This window comes from Candidatus Margulisiibacteriota bacterium (assembly GCA_041661965.1).
Taxonomy (GTDB): Bacteria; Margulisbacteria; WOR-1; order O2-12-FULL-45-9; family XYB2-FULL-48-7; genus XYB2-FULL-45-9.
Window position 1 is genome coordinate 596,437 of sequence record JBAZTH010000001.1, and the last position, 17,558, is coordinate 613,994.

Annotated in this window: 20 protein-coding genes; 10 read left to right on the plus strand and 10 right to left on the minus strand. The window is 51.5% G+C overall.

Going from position 1 to position 17,558, the window contains the following annotated elements; translation table 11 throughout:
• Positions 1–54: 54 nt before the first annotated feature.
• The gene (locus tag WC772_02755; GenBank protein ID MFA6169675.1) at positions 55–2,154 is read left to right on the plus strand and encodes an ATP-binding protein; all 2,100 of its coding nucleotides are present in this window, start codon (positions 55–57) and stop codon (positions 2,152–2,154) included.
• On the opposite strand, the gene WC772_02760 is transcribed toward WC772_02755, so the two are convergent.
• On the minus strand, positions 2,129–2,608 hold the full coding sequence (locus tag WC772_02760) for a response regulator (GenBank protein MFA6169676.1): 480 nt from the start codon (positions 2,606–2,608) through the stop codon (positions 2,129–2,131). The two genes, WC772_02755 and WC772_02760, sit on opposite strands and share 26 nt — an antisense overlap.
• 217 nt (positions 2,609–2,825) lie before the next feature.
• Here WC772_02760 and mtnP point away from each other — a divergent pair, with 217 nt between their 5' ends.
• From mtnP to WC772_02780, 4 genes are read left to right on the plus strand one after another with little or no spacing between them, the layout of a single operon-like run.
• Complete coding sequence (gene mtnP / locus WC772_02765) at positions 2,826–3,563, plus strand: S-methyl-5'-thioadenosine phosphorylase (protein ID MFA6169677.1); 738 nt, start codon at positions 2,826–2,828, stop codon at positions 3,561–3,563.
• A gap of 6 nt (positions 3,564–3,569) precedes the next feature.
• Positions 3,570–4,097 (plus strand): adenine phosphoribosyltransferase, encoded by a 528-nt coding sequence (locus WC772_02770; GenBank protein ID MFA6169678.1) that lies wholly within the window; start codon positions 3,570–3,572, stop codon positions 4,095–4,097.
• A gap of 4 nt (positions 4,098–4,101) precedes the next feature.
• Positions 4,102–5,142, plus strand: a complete 1,041-nt coding sequence (gene mtnA / locus WC772_02775; protein MFA6169679.1) for an S-methyl-5-thioribose-1-phosphate isomerase — start codon at positions 4,102–4,104, stop codon at positions 5,140–5,142.
• Complete coding sequence (locus tag WC772_02780) at positions 5,142–5,726, plus strand: class II aldolase/adducin family protein (GenBank protein MFA6169680.1); 585 nt, start codon at positions 5,142–5,144, stop codon at positions 5,724–5,726. The genes mtnA and WC772_02780 overlap by 1 nt, the downstream gene beginning before the upstream one ends.
• Here WC772_02780 and WC772_02785 read toward each other — a convergent pair.
• From WC772_02785 to corA, 4 genes are read right to left on the minus strand one after another with little or no spacing between them, the layout of a single operon-like run.
• The gene (locus tag WC772_02785; GenBank protein ID MFA6169681.1) at positions 5,723–5,887 is read right to left on the minus strand and encodes a hypothetical protein; all 165 of its coding nucleotides are present in this window, start codon (positions 5,885–5,887) and stop codon (positions 5,723–5,725) included. The genes WC772_02780 and WC772_02785 overlap by 4 nt on opposite strands.
• Complete coding sequence (locus WC772_02790) at positions 5,812–6,147, minus strand: GIY-YIG nuclease family protein (protein ID MFA6169682.1); 336 nt, start codon at positions 6,145–6,147, stop codon at positions 5,812–5,814. Before WC772_02790 ends, WC772_02785 begins: the two co-directional genes overlap by 76 nt.
• Complete coding sequence (locus WC772_02795) at positions 6,144–7,052, minus strand: DUF475 domain-containing protein (GenBank protein ID MFA6169683.1); 909 nt, start codon at positions 7,050–7,052, stop codon at positions 6,144–6,146. Before WC772_02795 ends, WC772_02790 begins: the two co-directional genes overlap by 4 nt.
• Positions 7,053–7,080: 28 nt before the next feature.
• On the minus strand, positions 7,081–8,106 hold the full coding sequence (corA, locus tag WC772_02800; GenBank protein MFA6169684.1) for a magnesium/cobalt transporter CorA: 1,026 nt from the start codon (positions 8,104–8,106) through the stop codon (positions 7,081–7,083).
• A 64-nt stretch (positions 8,107–8,170) separates the two neighbouring features.
• Here corA and WC772_02805 point away from each other — a divergent pair, with 64 nt between their 5' ends.
• Complete coding sequence (locus WC772_02805) at positions 8,171–8,947, plus strand: undecaprenyl-diphosphate phosphatase (protein ID MFA6169685.1); 777 nt, start codon at positions 8,171–8,173, stop codon at positions 8,945–8,947.
• A 10-nt stretch (positions 8,948–8,957) separates the two neighbouring features.
• Here WC772_02805 and WC772_02810 read toward each other — a convergent pair whose 3' ends face one another.
• Positions 8,958–10,496, minus strand: a complete 1,539-nt coding sequence (locus WC772_02810; protein ID MFA6169686.1) for a hypothetical protein — start codon at positions 10,494–10,496, stop codon at positions 8,958–8,960.
• 142 nt (positions 10,497–10,638) lie between these two features.
• On the opposite strand from WC772_02810, the gene WC772_02815 reads away from it, so the two are divergent.
• Together WC772_02815 and WC772_02820 are read left to right on the plus strand one after the other, a co-directional pair.
• Positions 10,639–11,619, plus strand: a complete 981-nt coding sequence (locus tag WC772_02815) for a hypothetical protein (protein MFA6169687.1) — start codon at positions 10,639–10,641, stop codon at positions 11,617–11,619.
• Between the two features lie 189 nt (positions 11,620–11,808).
• Positions 11,809–13,734, plus strand: a complete 1,926-nt coding sequence (locus tag WC772_02820) for a hypothetical protein (GenBank protein ID MFA6169688.1) — start codon at positions 11,809–11,811, stop codon at positions 13,732–13,734.
• A gap of 44 nt (positions 13,735–13,778) precedes the next feature.
• On the opposite strand, the gene WC772_02825 is transcribed toward WC772_02820, so the two are convergent.
• Together WC772_02825 and WC772_02830 are read right to left on the minus strand one after the other, a co-directional pair.
• The gene (locus WC772_02825) at positions 13,779–14,372 is read right to left on the minus strand and encodes a pentapeptide repeat-containing protein (protein MFA6169689.1); all 594 of its coding nucleotides are present in this window, start codon (positions 14,370–14,372) and stop codon (positions 13,779–13,781) included.
• Between the two features lie 15 nt (positions 14,373–14,387).
• Positions 14,388–14,807: a pyridoxamine 5'-phosphate oxidase family protein gene (locus WC772_02830; GenBank protein MFA6169690.1), complete on the minus strand. Its 420-nt coding sequence runs from the start codon at positions 14,805–14,807 to the stop codon at positions 14,388–14,390.
• A gap of 67 nt (positions 14,808–14,874) precedes the next feature.
• Here WC772_02830 and rsgA point away from each other — a divergent pair, with 67 nt between their 5' ends.
• Positions 14,875–15,885, plus strand: coding sequence for a ribosome small subunit-dependent GTPase A (rsgA, locus tag WC772_02835; protein MFA6169691.1), 1,011 nt, complete (start codon positions 14,875–14,877; stop codon positions 15,883–15,885).
• Here the strand turns inward: rsgA and WC772_02840 are convergent.
• On the minus strand, positions 15,882–16,436 hold the full coding sequence (locus tag WC772_02840) for a flavodoxin family protein (protein MFA6169692.1): 555 nt from the start codon (positions 16,434–16,436) through the stop codon (positions 15,882–15,884). The genes rsgA and WC772_02840 overlap by 4 nt on opposite strands.
• Positions 16,433–16,942, minus strand: a complete 510-nt coding sequence (locus WC772_02845) for a mechanosensitive ion channel domain-containing protein (protein MFA6169693.1) — start codon at positions 16,940–16,942, stop codon at positions 16,433–16,435. Before WC772_02845 ends, WC772_02840 begins: the two co-directional genes overlap by 4 nt.
• Before the next feature lie 167 nt (positions 16,943–17,109).
• Here WC772_02845 and WC772_02850 point away from each other — a divergent pair, with 167 nt between their 5' ends.
• Entirely contained in the window at positions 17,110–17,436 is a 327-nt protein-coding gene (locus WC772_02850) for a hypothetical protein (GenBank protein ID MFA6169694.1), read from the plus strand.
• The last annotated feature ends 122 nt before the right edge of the window (positions 17,437–17,558 follow it).

Consider the following 17,558-nt stretch of genomic DNA (forward strand, 5'->3'; position numbering starts at 1 on the left):
TATAATGGCGCCAGGAGGAGCCCTATTTTTCTTTTTTCATTCATTATTTTTGCCGTGATCGGGACCGTTGTTCTCCTGACGGTTAACGCCGCTGAATATTTGCTTCCTTTTTACGCCGTTTCGGGGAATCTGTTCCTCGGTTTTTTCGTCCTGCTGAAAAATTGGCGGAACAAGGTCAATGTTTCATATTCCCTGACCGCTATCCTGACCGCCCTCTGGGCTTTGTCGATCTTCTTTTTAAGCGAGGCGCGGACCATTCCGGACGCGATGATTTGCGCTAAGGTCGCCGCCGCTTTTTACGCTTATTTCCCGCTCCCGTTCCTTTATTTCTTTTCGGTCTTTCCGCAGGAAGACGTTGTTCCCCGGACCTATCAGATGGTCGCCTGGTTCATTGTGGCGACCTTTTTTGCCCTGATCTCTTTTTCCGATCTGATCGTGAGAGACATCGTTTTGGTTAACGACCGCTTCGTGATGGTCGCCGGGGCGGCCTTCAGCTTGTTTATTTTTTATTATCTCGGTTTTATCTTTTTTGCTTTTTACCGCTTGACCGATAAGTTTTATTCTTACAAAGGGCTCAATAAGCGGCAGATCGCTTATGTTTTGTCCGGCTTCTTTATCGGGGTGATTTTCCCTGTCGCGACCAACCTGATCTTGCCTCTTTTCGGTTATCCCTATCTGACCGGGGTAGGACCGTTCTCCACCATTATTACGACCTTGCTGATCGCCTTTGCTATTACTAAGTCGCGCTTAATGGATATCTCGGTCATCATCAGCCGGATCCTGGCGGAGATCATAACCCTATTTTTTCATGCCGCGCTTTACCTGACCTTGGTTTGGCTTTACCGGGGGTATCACCGGATCGATTGGCTCTTTGTGCTGGGGACCGTCGCTTACGGGTTTTTTGTCGGTCTGACCCATCATCCGATCCGCTTGCTGGTCCAGACGACCGCCGACAAATTTTTCATCAAGGGAAAATATGATTACACCAGATCGATGGCCGAAGCGACTTCCAAGGTTGCGGAGAAATTGTCGATGCCTTCGGTCCTCGGGATCCTTTTTCGGACCTTTAAAGAGGTCATGGAGATCCAAAATCCCCGGATCCTGTTGCCGAATAATTTCCTGGCCGGCGACAAACCATCGACCGATTATGTTGAGTACGACCGGGCGGCCTTTACGCCGCTGGCCGATGGGCCTAAGATCCCGATCGATGACCCCCTGATCGCTAAATTAACTGAAAAGCGCCGGCCGATCGTCGATCACCATGGGGATTGGGAAGTCGTCGTTCCCTGCCTGCTGGAAAATAGGGTGGCGGCGCTCTTCCTGCTGGGGAAGAAACTTTCCGAAGACCCCTATACCGATGAGGACCTCCGCTTATTGGAGGTCCTGGCCAGCCAGGCGGCGATCACCTTTGACCATACCCGCTCTTACGAGAAGATCCGCCTTGATTTTGACGAGAACCAGAAAAAGCTTTATGACACCGAACGCTTGTTGGCCCGTTCCGAGCGGATCGCTTCGCTGGCCAATCTGATCCGGGAGTATAATCACGAGATCAAAACGCCGCTGGCGATCATGCGGAGCGAGCTGGAGCTTCTCCCCGACGATCCGAAAGAGGTCAAAGACTTCAAAGGCTTTAAAGACGAAATGATCAAGGAGATCGAACGGGCGGACGATATTGTTATCAGCACCCTCCGTTTGAGCGAACCGAAAAAACGCCAGGATATCCCGCTCGATCTGAATGAAGTGATCGACAACGCGCTGAAATTAATGCCGCCAAGCGGGGTTCACTTCGTCAAGGAGCTGGGAACGATCCCGAAGCTGACCGGCGATCCTGACGACCTGCAGATGGTCTTTATCAATCTGGTGAAGAACGCGCTGGAAGCGATGCCGAAAGGGGGGAATCTGACTATCTCGACCGCGCTGGTGGAAAAAGAAGCGAAAACGATCGTCGCCAAAGTCGCCGATTCCGGGGCGGGGATCGCCAAAGAGAACCTGGAGAAGATCTTTGAACCGTTCTTCAGCACTCATGTGACCAAGGGGCGGGGGCTTGGGCTGTCGATCGTTTTCCGGGTGATCAGAGAGCACAACGCGACGATCGACGTTGAAAGCGAAGTCGGCAAGGGGACCGCTTTTATAATGACTTTTCCGCTTCCTTAAATTCTTCCCGCTTCTGGATGTGTTTTTCGAAAGTTTCCAGGGTCATTCTGGTCGCTTCGCCGTCAAAGTAACGGTCGAGGGTCGAGACCAGTTCTTCCGCCTTGAACGGTTTTTTCAGATAGCTGACCACGAACCCGGAGGTCGCTTTGTCCCACTTCTCATTGTCTTCCCAGGCGGTCAGCATGACCACGCCGATCGAATCGCCGTATTCTTTGCGGAGCTTGGTTAAGAACTGGAGCCCGTCCATTTCCGGCATCTTGATGTCGAGTAAAATGCATTTGACCTTATTGCCGCCCAAACCAAGGAACTTTTTATTCTTGGCCAGGAAGTCAAACCCGTCTTTGGCGCTGTAAACGGCGACCGCGTCGTAGCGGTCGGTCCTCTTGATTAGTTCGGCGATATTATCAGCGATCCGTTGTTCATCGTCAATTGTCAGAATAAGCGGTTTTTCCATTAAAATGTCCCTCCTCGAACGAATTATCCGGATTTTGCCATAGATTGCCGACTAAAGTCAAATAAGAAAAGGATGAGAAAACATTGCAAGTATAAAACGGAAACCAGCGGCAATATCGCCGCGGTTTCCGTTTCACGACTAGACAGCTGATTTTGGAAGCCGCGACGATGTTGTCGCAGGCTTCCAAAATCAGGTTCATTATTATATAATCTAGATCATGGTTAAAATAGGTATTATCGGCGGCTCGGGGCTGGATGATCCCAAGATCCTCAAGGACCCGATCGAAGTTGAGGCGAACAGCAGTTTTGGCAAGCCATCGTCCCTTCTGACCTGCGGCAAGATCGGGGGAGTAGAAGTTGCGATCTTGGCCCGGCACGGGAAAGACCACAGCATCATGCCGACCAAGGTCAATTACCTGGCTAATATTTTCGCGTTAAAAGAGATCGGTTGTACCCATATCCTGGCGGCGACCGCCGTTGGGTCGCTTCGCGAAGAGATCAAGCCGGGGCATCTGGTCTTCCCGTCGCAATTTATCGACTTTACCCGCCACCGGAACGTGACCTTCTACACCGAAAAGGTCGTTCATACGCCGATGAGCGATCCGTACGACAAAAAACTGCGCGATCTCTTATGTAAGACCAGCGACGAACTCGGCTTAAAATACAATCATGACGTCACGGTCGTGACGATTGAAGGGCCGCGTTTTTCGACCCGGGCGGAGAGCCACATGTTCCGCGCCTGGGGAGCGGACATTATCAATATGTCGACCTGTCCTGAAGTTATTTTGGCCAATGAGCTGGGGATACCGTACCAAACGATCGCCATGTCGACCGATTACGACTGCTGGAAAGAGGACGAAGCGCCGGTCACTTTTGAGATGGTCCTCGAGCGGATGAAAGAGAACGCCGAAAAAGTTAAAAAGCTCCTGATCACCGTTATTCCTAAAGTGAGGTAAATATCAATGCCGATCAAATCACGGATCCGGACTGTTCCGCACTGGCCGAAAAAAGGGATCATGTTCCGCGATATTACGACGTTGCTGAAAGATCCGGTTGGCTTAAAGCTTTGCCTCGATGACTTTGTCGCCCGCTACAAGAACAAAGAGATCGATATTGTCGTGGGGATAGATTCCCGCGGTTTTATCCTGGGCGGGGCGCTGGCGTACCTGCTGGGGAAAGGGTTTGTCCCGGTCCGCAAAAAAGGAAAACTGCCGGCGGCGACCGAACGGGAAGAGTACGCCCTGGAATACGGGACCGACGTGATCGAGATCCACAAGGACGCGATCGAAAAGGGCCAGCGGGTCCTGATCATTGACGACCTGATCGCGACCGGCGGCACGGCGCTGGCGGCCGGCAAACTGGTGAAAAAGCTCGGCGGCGAAGTTGTCGAATTTGCGTTTATCGTTGACCTGCCCGATATCGGCGGGCGCCGTAAATTGGCAGAGGCCGGTTATCAGGCTTACGCCCAGACTGCTTTCGAAGGGGAGTAGGCCCATTAAAGTTAACGGCAAACATTACCGGACCGTTTGGCTGGAAGGGTCGACCGTCCACCTGATCGAGCAAAATCTCCTCCCTTTTGACTTCAAGATCCATCAAGCGCCCAAGTCGGCTGATACCTGCCAGGCTATCAAGACGATGATCGTCCGCGGGGCGGGCGCGATCGGGGCGGCGGCCGGCTTTGCCATGGCGCAGGTTTTGTTGGAAGTTCCGGGCGATTGGCCAGCTATCGACCGGGGGAAGCAAGCGATCGAAGCGACCAGACCGACCGCCCAGAACCTTTTCTTTGCCGTTAACCGGGTCTACCAGGCGGCGAAAAAAGGGGGCGAAGCGGCAGGAGTTGCCGAGGCGCAAAAGATTGCCGATGAAGACGCCGAAAATTGCCGGTTGATCGGCGAACACGGGAGCCAACTGATCAAGGACGGGATGACGATCGAGACCCACTGCAATGCCGGTTGGCTCGCTTTTGTCGACCACGGCTCGGCCCTTTCACCGATTTACGCCGCCCAGCACGCGGGGAAGAAAGTTTTTGTCTACGCCGACGAGACCAGGCCGCGCGGCCAGGGGGCCCGGTTGACCGCCTGGGAACTGCAAGGGGAGAAGGTTCCGCACGCGATCGTCCCCGACAACGCGGGAGCCTACCTGATGTCGCTCGGCAAGATTGACCTGATGATCGTGGGGGCTGACCGGATCGCCGGGAACGGCGACACCGCCAATAAGATTGGCACTCTGGAAAAAGCGATCTGCGCGAAAGAATACGGCGTCCCTTTTTATATCGCCGCGCCGACTTCGACCTTTGACCTGAAGTGCCAGAGCGGCCGCGATATTCCGATCGAAGAGCGGAGCCAAGACGAAGTCCTCTACCAGACTGGGCCGGACGATCAGGGCGTTCAACGTCGAGTTTTAGTTTGTTCTCCCGGCTCAAAAGCGGTCAACCCGGCTTTTGACGTGACGCCGGCCAAGTTCATCACCGGGATCATCACCGAAAAGGGGATCGTCAAACCGGACGCCTCCGAGATCGGGCGGTTGTTCTCATAATGGCTGAAGGTAAGGTCGCCCCCAAATTTACCACTGAATTTCTTGACCGCCAGGTTCCTGGCGATCAGCAGATCGATGAGCTTAAAAAGTGGTGCGATCAGTTCACGCAAAGCGGCTTGATGCCATTCTACGGGAGCGGCGCGTACGGCAATTTAAGTTTTCGCCTTAAGCCGGGAAGCCAGGAATTCATTATTACCTCTTCAGGCATGAAAGAAACTTCCGCCGCCGCGAGCTTCGTGAAGGTTACTCGGGTCGATCTGGAGAAAAAGATTGTCTATGCCGCCGGTCAGCGGGAGCCTTCTTCGGAAAGTATGTTCCATTCGCTGATCTATCGGGCGCGGCCGGAGATCAACGCGGTCTTTCACGGCCATTGCCAGCAATTGCTCGACAATTGTGCCCGGTTGGGGTTGGTTTGCACTGAAAAGGAAGAACCGTACGGCACCCTGGAACTGGCCGATCAGATCATGAAGACGTTGGGGAAGAATGATTTTCTGATCATTAAGAACCACGGTTTTATCGCGCTGGGTAAAAATATGGCCGAAGCGGGAGAGCTGGCGTTAAAAACGATGGCCCGTTGCGCTTAACGATAGGTCGGTTTCCAGCCGTGATGGGCCGCCATTCTTGCCCGGGCCGAAGCTTCGGCTTTGGTCTTGGTATTAGAACTGCCGACTAGCTCCCCGGTCTCTTTGTTGATGATCTTCCACGGTTTCGGCCCTTTTCCTTTTTTGACGATCTTGTAAGGCATTTGTCACCTCCATGCTCGGTGATTAAAACCAATTTGTTCGCTCGGGTCAACTTCTTGATCGCCGCTTCCCGTTTTAAAGCGCGGCTTTTACTGCCGCATCTTTTGCCGTAAAGGAGTTTGACCGCCGGATTGGCGGTGGTGTAGCGGGCGCCGCGTCCGGTCTGGTGTTGTTTAAAGCGCCGGTTAAGATCGTTTGTGATACCGGTGTAGAGAGCGTGGTTGACGCATTCAATGATATAGACGTAATAAGGGGCGGTCATTTATGTTTTAGGGAGAGGGCGAAGAAGTAGCCGATGATGATAAAAGTCGCGACGGGAGAGACATACTCCGGAATTTCGTGGCCGAAGGCCCGCAGGAGCATGATCAACCCCAGGACCAGGATCGAATACATCGCGCCGTTCTTCAGGTAAACGTACTCTTTGATCTTGCCGATCCCTTTGATCGTCAGTTGGCGGACGACCAGCGCCCCGATCCCATTGCCAAGCAAGATCAGGGGGATGGAGAGGGTGAAGGCGAACGCTCCCAGGACGCCGTCGATCGAAAAGGTCGCGTCGATGATCTCCAGGTAAAGGACCTTGCTGATGTCGGTGAACTTGGCGGTGAGAAGTTTTTTCTCGTTCTCTTCGGCGTTCTGTTTGAAGCCGTGGGTAATGAAAAAAGCGGTCGAACCGACCACCGCTCCCAGCGCCATTAAATTGTTGATGCTCAAGGAGAACCAAACGACCGCGGTCAAAACGATTGAAACGATCGCGTAGAACCAGACCCCCTGGCTAAGAAAAAACTTTTCCGTCCGGGGGAGGCCGAAGTGCTTATCTTCCAGGAAAAGCCAGTGGAGGAACAAAAAGATCAGGAAGATCCCGCCGCCGGCCAAAAGGATCGGGGCCGATTGTTCGATCGACTCTTTGATCGCCGGATCGCTGGAGAAAGTCGCGGTCATGGCCCCAATTGGTCCCAAGCCCGGATTGACCGCCCAGACGATCAGCCAGGGGAGGAAGCCGCGGACGATGAAGACGGCGAATAAGATTCCCCAGAAGAGGAACCAGCGCCGCGCCCGCTGGCTCATGGTGGTGAGGACTTCAGCGTTGATGATGGCGTTATCGATGCTCGAGATAATCTCGAACAAGATCAGGCCGGTGACGATAATGATGGCGGAAAACAAAGTCATAGCCAATTATACAATAGAGCGGCGGGTTTCAGAACCACTTCTTCTTTTTGAAGAAGATCAACATGGTGATAACAATGGTAATCGTCACTCCCCAGACCATCAGGTAGCCGTAACGCCAGTTCAGTTCCGGCATGTGGCGGAAGTTCATGCCGTAGATTCCGGCGATGAAGGTCAGCGGCATAAAAATGGTCGAGATCATCGTTAAGATCTTCATGACCTCGTTGAGCTTGTTGCTTAAGCTGGAGAGATAGATATCCAGCAGGGAGGACATCGTATCGCGCTGGGTCTCGACCGTGTCCATGATCTGGATCGAGTGGTCGTATAAGTTCCGCAGATTTTTTTGGGTCTCTTTCGAGATCAGTTTCGATTCCCCTCTCTGCAGCGAGTTCATGATCTCCCGGACCGGCCAGATCGATTTGCGCAGGAAGATCATCTCTTTCCGTTTTCTCTGCATTTGGATGAGGGTCGCTTTGTTCGGATTGGTGATCGTTTCCCGCTCGATCTCTTCGATCTGGTCCCCCATAACTTCCAGGATGGAGAAATAATAATCGACCACCGCGTCGATCAGCCGGTAGGCGAGGTAATCGGCTTTGGACTGCCGGATCTTGGTCCCCGCGGTCCGGAGCCTTTTGCGGACCGGGTCGAAAACGTCTTCGGCCAGCGCTCTTTCCTGGAAGGTGAGGACATAGCCGCGGCCGATGACAAAGCTGACCTGTTCGGCGACGATCTTGAGGGTGTCCTTGTTGTACAGGAACATTTTCATGACGACGAAAAGATAATCGCCGTAATCTTCGATCTTCGGCCGCTGGGTCGGGTCAATGATCTGTTTGTAGACGACCGGATCAAGGCCGTAGCAATCGCAAATATCCTTGATCGCTTCGTGGTTTTGGATGCTGTCGATATTTATCCAGGAGATGGTCGGTTTGTTCTTATAAGTGACGCAGGTGTTGAGCGGGATCTCTTTCTCGACGCATTGCTTCTCGTTGTAGTCGAACGCGGTGACGCGGACCTTTTTGGGCTTGTCGGAGGAGTTTATTTCAACTCTCTTTCTCATGGGGGAATAATAACAGATCTGAAGCCGGATTGACAACCCGACCCGGTTAAGTTAAATTAGTCGCATGGATATTTGGCAGAGCCTGATCTTCGGCCTGGTCGAGGGGATCACCGAATTTTTGCCGATCTCGTCGACCGCTCATCTGGTGCTGACGGCCAAAGCGCTGGCGATCCCCCAGACCGATTTCGTGAAAAGCTTCGAGATCGTCATCCAGTTTGGGGCGATCCTCTCGGTCATCGTTCTCTACTGGCGGCGTTTTCTGCTTGACCTGGAAAGCCTGAAGCGGGTCCTGGCCGCGTTCGTCCCGACCGCCCTCCTCGGTTTCTTCCTTTATAAAGTGATCAAGAATTATCTGATCAGCAGTGAAACGATCATTGTGTGGGCCCTTTTTCTCGGTGGGGTGGTCCTGATCCTGTTTGAGCTCTTTCACCGGGAGCAAGAGGGGGCGCTCGAAGATATCGGCAAGCTCCCGTATTCCAAATGCGTCGCGATCGGGCTTTTTCAATCGCTGGCGATGTTTCCCGGCGTCTCCCGTTCCGCCGCGACGATCATCGGCGGCCTGCTGCTGGGCCTGAAGCGGAGCACGATCGTCGAATTTTCCTTTCTGCTGGCGGTGCCGACCATGCTGGCCGCTTCGGCTTACGATCTGCTTAAGAGCGGCGGCTCGTTTTCGTCCGGGGAATTCGGCGTCCTGGCGGTCGGGTTCGTTGTCTCTTTCGTCGTGGCGATCTTAAGCATCCGCTTTTTTCTGGCCTACATCAAGAATCATACGTTTATCTCGTTCGGGATCTACCGGATAATTATCGCCCTCTTCTTTGCCTCGCTGTATATTTTTAGGTGATCGTCGGCGTTTAGAAGTATTTTGCCAGGAGGGGGCGATAGGGGTAGACCGCCGGATGCGAAGCCAGCCTCGATTTTTTCTCGTAAGATAAGCGGAGATAAGAGCTAAGCGCGTCGATCTCTACCAGTTCGAATAATTTTATGACCGGTCCTTTTGGGGTTGGCTTGACCGTTAACCAGAAGACCGCCAGGCGCGGCCCGTTTTGCTGACTGGCCGCTTCGTTTTCCCAGAGTTCAATCAAATGAAGGTCCGGCCGCCCGGCTTTTTGGGTGACGACAAAAACGGGGGAGCTGGCCCCTTTTTTTAGTTCGCGGACGATCGCTATCCCCCGGGGACTCCGTTCAAACCTTGCCCGTCCGTTGGGAAAGAGATGTAACGGGACGATCTCTTCGTGGTAACCTTCGCTTTTTTTTGAAAAAATAAAATTACCGAACTTTTCCGTCAGTTCGATCTTTTCGCTGATCTGATTTTTTCTCGTTCGCCAGACGATTTCCCACCGGCTTGTTCCGTTAAGGCCAAGCCGCCTGGCGACAACGTGGCCATCGGGGAGGATCGATTCTCCGCCGGCGGCCCGCGCTTCCGCGCTTTCCCAGAAGAAAACTTTCTTTTCCTGTCCGCTCACTGTCAGGCGGCCGTAAACTTTTTTCCCGGCGTGTTGGCCGTAGCCGGAAAAGGGGATATAACCGCCGTGGAGCGCTTCCCCGGTATGGAGTTTGAGCGAACCGGCCGGGCTAACGACTTTTGGTTCCAGGTCGAGGATCGCGTTCTCGGCCTGATCGGTTGCCAGAAAGTCGCGGATTTGCCGGGCCAGCAGGCGGGCTCGTTGGGTTCCATTGTCGGCCATGGAATATCCGACCCTTGTTTTGGCTTTGGGGTCGGCGGGGAAAATGAACTGCCGGAGCAAGCCCTGCCCTTCGCCATAAACGCTTAAGCGGATCTCGCCGCCGCGCAATTTGACCGTGACGACCATTACTTCATTGTGACCATTAAAACCAAACAGATAACGACGGCGGCCGTTGATGTTGACCCGAAGGCAGGTTTCTCCTTTTCTTTGCACGGTTTTTTGCCAGAAGGTTGTTGGCTCATTGATCTCCGGCCGGTTGATCAGTTCGGCGGTTTGTCTGGCTTCCGCTTTCCGCTGTCCGGCCGTTGTTTGTCCTTTGACGATCTCGGCCTTGGGCAGGATCCGCCAATTGCCGTCGACTTTTCTGGCCAGGATATGTTCGGTGAATGATTTTGTCCCATCTCCCCAGTCCGTTTCATTTTTCCAGGTGTAAAGGACTTTGACCGGACCCGACCGGTCTTCTTGTTGGACGGCGGTATAAATACTATTCAATTGTTCATTGACCAGGGTTCGGGGGAGGCAGATCGGTTTGACTTTTTCGCCGCCGGCGGTCAGGTGTAACGGGAGAACATAACCGATCCGGAGGGGAAAGTCCCCTTTAAAAACCAACCGGCCGGTATCTTTCAACAAAAAATCCTGCAAATTACCACTGCGCGGGCGGCGCAAGACGAGATTACGCTTAATAGAAAATAGTTGAATTTCCATGGCTATTTATCATCAAAATAATGCTATGATTTCAGCATGGTTTATGTTATGTATGCTCCGAGCCGATAGCCGAAATGCCGGAGGAGTTGGCCCAAAGACTGTTGAAAGCGCGGCAAGATGAATTAGAAAAGGGGAGAGGCAAATGAAATATTTACGTTACCTGGCGTTCTTTGCTCTGGCAATTGTTATTTACCTTAGCGGTTGCGGCCGGGTCGTTACTGACCTTGTCGAGATTTTAGGCGTGAATTGGACCCAGGCCACGGGGAGCGCCGCTTTTTCAGTCAGAATGAACCAGGCCGGCGCGGTTTATCAGGATAAGCTTTGGGTGATCGGCGGTTATCGCGGCAGTCTTAGTCCGATCGCTCGTAACAACGATGTTTGGTCGTCGAATGACGGGACAACCTGGACCTTGGCCGTTGCCTCGGCGGAGTTTGGGGTCAGAGACGGTCATAACGCGCTTGTCTTCCAAAATAAGCTCTGGGTTCTTGGCGGGTATCAAGGGGGCGGCGGGGAGTTAAACGATGTTTGGTCGTCCACGGATGGGGTAACTTGGACGCAGGCGACCGCTTCCGCCGAGTTCAGCGGCCGGGATGGCGCGATTGGTTTGGTTTACGACAATAAAATGTGGCTGATCAGCGGTTACGGCTCACCCGATCAATACAATAATGATGTCTGGTCTTCCACCGACGGAGCGCACTGGACGCAGGCAACCGCCGCCGCCAATTTTGCCAAGCGCAATTACGCCGCCGGGGCGGTCTTTAACAACAAAATGTGGGTGATCGGCGGGTCGTCTTCAACCGGCAAACTGAATGATGTTTGGTCCTCGACGGATGGGGTAACTTGGACGCAGGCGACCGCTTCCGCCGAGTTCAGCGCCCGGAACCAATATTCTTGCCTGGCGTCTGATAACAAGCTCTGGGTGATCGGCGGGCTGTCGGACCAAGGTTATCAGAATGATGTTTGGTGGTCGCTCGATGGAACGACTTGGACGCAAGCGGTCGGATCGGCGGAATTTTCCGGTCGGGACCTTTTTAGCGGTGCGGTTTACCAAAACAAATTGTGGGTGATCGGCGGACAGAGCCAGACTTCTTCATTTAACAATGATGTCTGGTCGGCCCCGTAAACCATCGGCGACGAACTCTGGTCGTTCCTGGCGGAAGTCCCCCTTCTTCAAAGAAGCAGTAACCGGCTGATTTCTTCAGTTTCCATTCTCCGATCGGGGAGGTCGTGTCCCCAACGGTCAGACCGGCCGGATCCGATGCCAAAAAAATCGAGTGAAATTATGTTTTGCAATAAAGGATAATCAATTGTTATGAGAATTGAACGCAAAGGCCCGCCAATAACACCAGGCAATCTTGCCGGCATCAGAGAGATCGTGACCAGCCGCTTTCAAAGAGCGACGTCAATTATTATCTCCCCGGCCTCGCTCTATCGGCAACTCTATACTTTTAATCTGGCCTTTATCTCCAGCAACGGCAGGGACACCCAGCAGTTGCGCGAGCCATTTGAGGCAGCCGCCAGACTATTTCGTCAGGTTGAAAAGATCGTGATCAAGCGTGGCGCCAAAGCGGAAGACATTGCCGCGCTTTTTGAACGGCTGAACAATAAAACATCTAACCTCCGGGACTTTTCCCGGCCAAATATTGAAATTGTCTTTCGGCCGCAACGAGTCGAGCAGGCTCCAGCTACTATTCCCCAAACCGCCCCAATCCCGCAACCGCCCCTGCCGCGTCCTGAAGTTGAAAAACCAGCTCCGGCCCCTCAACCACCTAAAGCTACCGTTCAGGAAGCTAAACCCGAACCAACACCTCCGGCACCGAAATTAACGCCGGATGCATTGTTTTTTGAGGGTAAGTGGATATTTAGAGAAGGCCTCACCTTTGAAAATTGGTCTGCGATTAAGCCGAGAGCCGAAAACTGGATAACGCGGGCTAAGGCTGAAATAGAAAACTATAAAACTCAAATCGGTCCGAATGGACGAGGCTGGACACAGGGACTGCTTACGGAACGGGGCACAATATGCAAAATAGCCGAGACCATAAGCAAATTTCAGCGGGCGATTGGACTGCCGCTCGAAGAGATCGAGATTCCTCATTACCGGGGAGGAAGCGTTGACCGCTTGCCAAAAACGGCCAGCCCCGCCACACCAGCCGAGCCGGTCAAGTCGGACCTGCTTTCTCAAGTTAAACCAGGATATATCGACGGTTTTCGCAGAACTTTTGCCGGAGAAAGCGGGACGATCGTTCATTTCCGTGGAGGGGAAGATGGCCTGTTGCTTGACCGCCTCACTCACTCCGACCGTCTGGAGTACGGCGAATTCATCGACACCGGATTTATTTTGGGCATCTACAAAGTCTGTTGTACAAAAGAATTTTTAACCGAAGTGGCTCCGGCCCTGTTGAAGGCCATTTTAACCGGGCAAGTATTTCAGTTGGAAAACCACCGCTTCAATTATGCCTTTGGCAGAGAGACGATTTTTGCCGTCGAAAAGATCGGTGCGCACTACCACCCGCAAGGAGGCATGTCTGTGGCTGGCTATGAAAGGGCCAGCGCATATGCCGGTCGCGAATTCTCCTTTCGTCTAACCGTTGAAGGCCTACCCCAAGAATGGACGGCCAGGGATTTAATCCACCATATGGCGCAATGGCCGCTGCGGGCGGTTGCGGCTGAAAAAGTAACCAAACCTACGCGCCCGGTATCCTGCCTAACCCTGGATGGGCTGGAACGCGCTTGTATTGAAATACACACCTCTCGAACAACTTCCGGGGAACTATTTCCCTGGCTGGAATATCTGGCCGGCTTCACCGATTTTAGACAATTAGCCGAAGAGTATCCCGAATATTCCTCTGGTTTCAGCACTCATTATAGCGGGTTGATAAAACGCGCCTTGGCGATCCTGCAAAAATATCGGTCAAGTGCCACGGAAGCCGAAGCGCCGGCTCAAACGGTCAAACCGGAACGGCCATTAATTTGCCGAACAGATGATGATCTTATCTCGGTTATCGGAACAATCCGTAGGATAGATTGGGAATACCAATACTGCATCCTCACCAGAGCTGAAGCCACTAAACAAATCGCCAGTTATATTAACCCAAGTGTAATAGCGTGGCTGGATTATCTTGATAGTGATCCAAACATTTTAGTGAAAGAGTATAGTAATCAAATTGCGGACTGGCGGTTGAATTTAAGAAAAGCCATTGAAATCCTGGCTATTTTCCGCGACGACACAAACCAATAATCTAAATTACCAAATCCGGGGGTAGATATCATAGAGCTTCCGATTTATTCGATCTTGATCCCGAACGGCGAGAGGAGGGCGAGGACCTCGGGGTAAGCGAACTTGGCTTGCTTGACCTTGTTCTGGGTCGGGTCGACGTAATAATTCCACGAGCCGACGAAGCTCGCTTTTTCCAGGTTGGCGTTGCGGAAGGTGCTGTTTTCCAGGTCACAGCCGGAGAAGGTCGCTCCCGAGAGGTCAACGTTGACGAAATCGGTCCCCTGGATGACGCAATCGGTGAAACGGCTGTGTTTGAGGCCAAGCCCGCCGAAATTGCAGAGGGCGATCTTGCATTTCTGGAAGTTCCAGTCCAGGAGGAGCTTGTTGATCTTAATGAAGATCACGCCGATCAACTTACAGCCGTTAAAGTTGACGCCGCGAAAACCGCAGCCGTCGACTTTGACATTGGCCAGGTTACAGCCGTTAAAAGCGCAGTCGCTGAAGATCGAACCGGAAAAGCTCGAGCCGCTAAAATCGCATTTATTGAAAGTGCATTCGGAAAACTCTTTATAGCTAAGGTCGGTCTCCTGAAGGGTGACTTCCTCGAAAGTTTGGTTGCTAAAGGCGTTTTGGGTGAGAAGCGGATTCGGCTTGTCCATTAAATCCTCTATCTCCTAAATAGCAAAATCAGCCGACTGGAAATTCTCGTACATTCGGCCGTTCTTGGCGGTGAATTTTAAAACGCAATAATCCGGATCGGTCACTCCCTCGGCGTAATACATTGTATCGCCGTCGCGCCAGATCCTTTCTTTGGTCGGAAGGTCATGCAAGACCTTCATGGTCCCTCTTAGCATTAACCCTTTAAAGGATTGGCCGTCGTAGAAGTAGATCGAGGCTTTCGGGTTTTTCAGGTATTGTTTGACCCGCCTTGATGAGGTATTGGTCGTAAAATAGAATGTTTTTAAGCCGTCATGTTCTCTCGGTCGTAACATTGCTTTCACGTTGGGATAGTCCTCATCGTCAACGGAAGCGATTATCGCGTAGCTGCTTTTTTCTACTATCGAGAGGGCTGTTTTTATTACGTTCGTGTTCATTTGGGCCTTTCCTTTTTTTGTTTCATTCTTCTAGTGTATAATTCTATCATGAAAAAATTGGCTACATATGAATAAGTCCGATACCGCCCGGGTTATTGCCCAACACCGGGGGAAGTATCGCGTTTTAAGCGAAAGCGGGGAATCCTGGGCTGAAGTTGCTGGTAAAATAGTGTTTGCGGCGGCGTCGCCACTTGATTATCCGGTGGTCGGCGACCTAGTTAAGATTATTGGTCTGGAGCATGGGAACGCCCTCATTGAAGAAATTCTCCCCAGAAAAAGCCTCTTAAAAAGAAAAGCGGCCGGGAAAAAAGATGAGGTTCAGCCTATCGCCGCTAATGTCGACAGCGTTTTTTTCGTTCAAGCGGTCGACCGTGATTTTAACCTGAACAGATTCGAGCGCTACCTGACGATCGTTCAGTCGGAAAAGATCAGCCCGGTTTTGGTTTTAAATAAGATTGATCTTGTTACGTCTGAAGAGCTTGAAAAAATAATTTTCCAAGTCAAAGACCGGTTTAAAGGGGTCCCTCTTATTACTACGAGCGTATTGACGGGGAGTGAGTTCGACCGTTTAGCGCAAGCGATTAAACCCGGTCAAATATGTTGTTTCCTCGGCTCTTCGGGGGTCGGCAAGTCGTCGCTGACCAATAAATTATTGGGGGAAGAGTTGATAACGACCAAGGAGATCAGCGCTCAAACCAAGAAAGGAAAGCATACGACTACTCATCGTGAACTTTTCGTCCTTAAGAACGGGGGGATGATCATCGATAATCCGGGGATGAGGGAGATCGGGCTGGCGGACGCCGAAGAGGGGCTGAAAAACGTTTTCGCCGAGATTGAAGAGATAGGTCAGTCATGTAAATTCATTGATTGCACCCATCAGCACGAACCGGGCTGTGCCGTGCTGGCCGCGCTCAAGTCGGGGAGTTTAAGCGAGGAGAAGTATCGGAACTATCTCAAATTAAAAAATGAGAATGATTATTACGCCATGACTAACCTGGAAAAACGACAGAGAGACAAAGACTTTGGCAAAATGGTTAAAAGCGCGCTGAAGGAAGTCAAGAAGAGAAAGCCCCGTTAGCTTAAGGATTTGCCCAGCGCGACCGCTTGTTTCCGTACTTTAGGCCTTTTTAGCGTTCCAGAAACCCCCGCATTTGGCACTAGCAGCGATTTAAACTTCATCTTAGTATAATCGGCGGTCAGTTTGAACGGTTTTTCCAGGGCGTCCAGCCCCACATCCTCGTACGCGCTGGCCATAAGGACCAAAGTTTTCCCTTTAAGCGGCGATTCAAACGTATCCTCGTCATTATCCCAATGGTAGAGCGAGAACATCCGGTCGAGGATCATGACAATAGGGGCGCTGGCGGTGAAAAAGTAGAGCGGGGTTGCGAAAACAATGACGTCGGCCGCGATCATCTTTTGTAAGAGCTGGCTGACATCGTCATTGATAACGCATTTAAACTCTTTTAACGATTGGCATTTCCGGCACGAGCTGCAGCCGATAATTTTAGGCTTAAGGTCGGCGGCGCGAACGACTTCAGCTTCTTTTGCCCCTTCGCGGAACCAATCGATCAAGGTCGCGGTATTGCCGTTCCTTTTATAACTGCCGGATATGATGAGGATCTTCTTCATGGTTTGATATCAACAGAGATGACATCGGAGGTGATCTTGGAATTCGGGATGATCTTCCGTTTATGGTCGGCGGTCTTGAGGACCGTGCTAAAGATCTGGATCTCTTCCACGACGCCGGAGACGCCGGCCGCTTCGATCGTATCGCCGAGTTCAAAGGGGCGGAAGATGATTATCATTAGTCCCGCCGCGAAATTGGCCAGGGAGCCTTGCAAGGCCAGCGCGATTGCCAAGCCGGCGGCGCCGATCAGGGCGATGAAGGAAGTTGTTTTTATCCCCAGTCGTTCAAGAAATGATAGGACCACGAAGATGACGACGGCGTAATAGGCGATATTGCTGATAAAAACCGCTAGCGTTTGATTAACTTTTGAACTGATCATCGCCTTTTTGGTGATGTTTGAGGCGATTTTCGCTGCCCAGATGCCAATGACTAAGATTAGCAGGTCGACTATTATTTCCATGCCGTGAGAGAGTAAGTAGGCTTTTACTGGTTCGATGATGTTATACATACGAGCTAAGTATAATTCAGATGAGATATAAGGGCAAGGAAGGGGGGCTTGATATTCTTAATGAACTAAATATTATTACCGGACTGACTTTACAGACGAATTTTATTGTACAATATGAATTGAAGAGGATTTAAATAAGCGGTTGGGAAGGAAGGATTTAACATATAATGTTAAGAGAAATAGTGTTAGGAGTATTGTTTGGAACAATTTATCTTTTTATAAACAAAATTATAGGAGGCATAATATTTGTTCTTCTTGTTCTATGGTTTTTAATAAATGGATTTTTAAGTTACTTGTTTGCTAACAAAATAATCAAGAAGGCTCAGCCAGCTGCCATCTGTCTAGGGCTTAAACAAGCCGGACATCCTTATTATCAAATTAACCTGGAAAGCCCAGGCGCGTCATATATCCCAGCCTTAAAAAGGAGGCCGACGAATAGTGATTTTTTTTGGGCGATATTTGTATCTAGATGTTTAGGAAGGATAGATAGGTGACCTTACCCCATTAGCTGTACCATTATGAATTAGAGTAAATCTGGCTGCAAGAGCCAGTTTCCGCCTCCTTTCGGATAAATTCATCCGGTGTTAGATTCCCCAGCGAACTATGCGGCCTGACC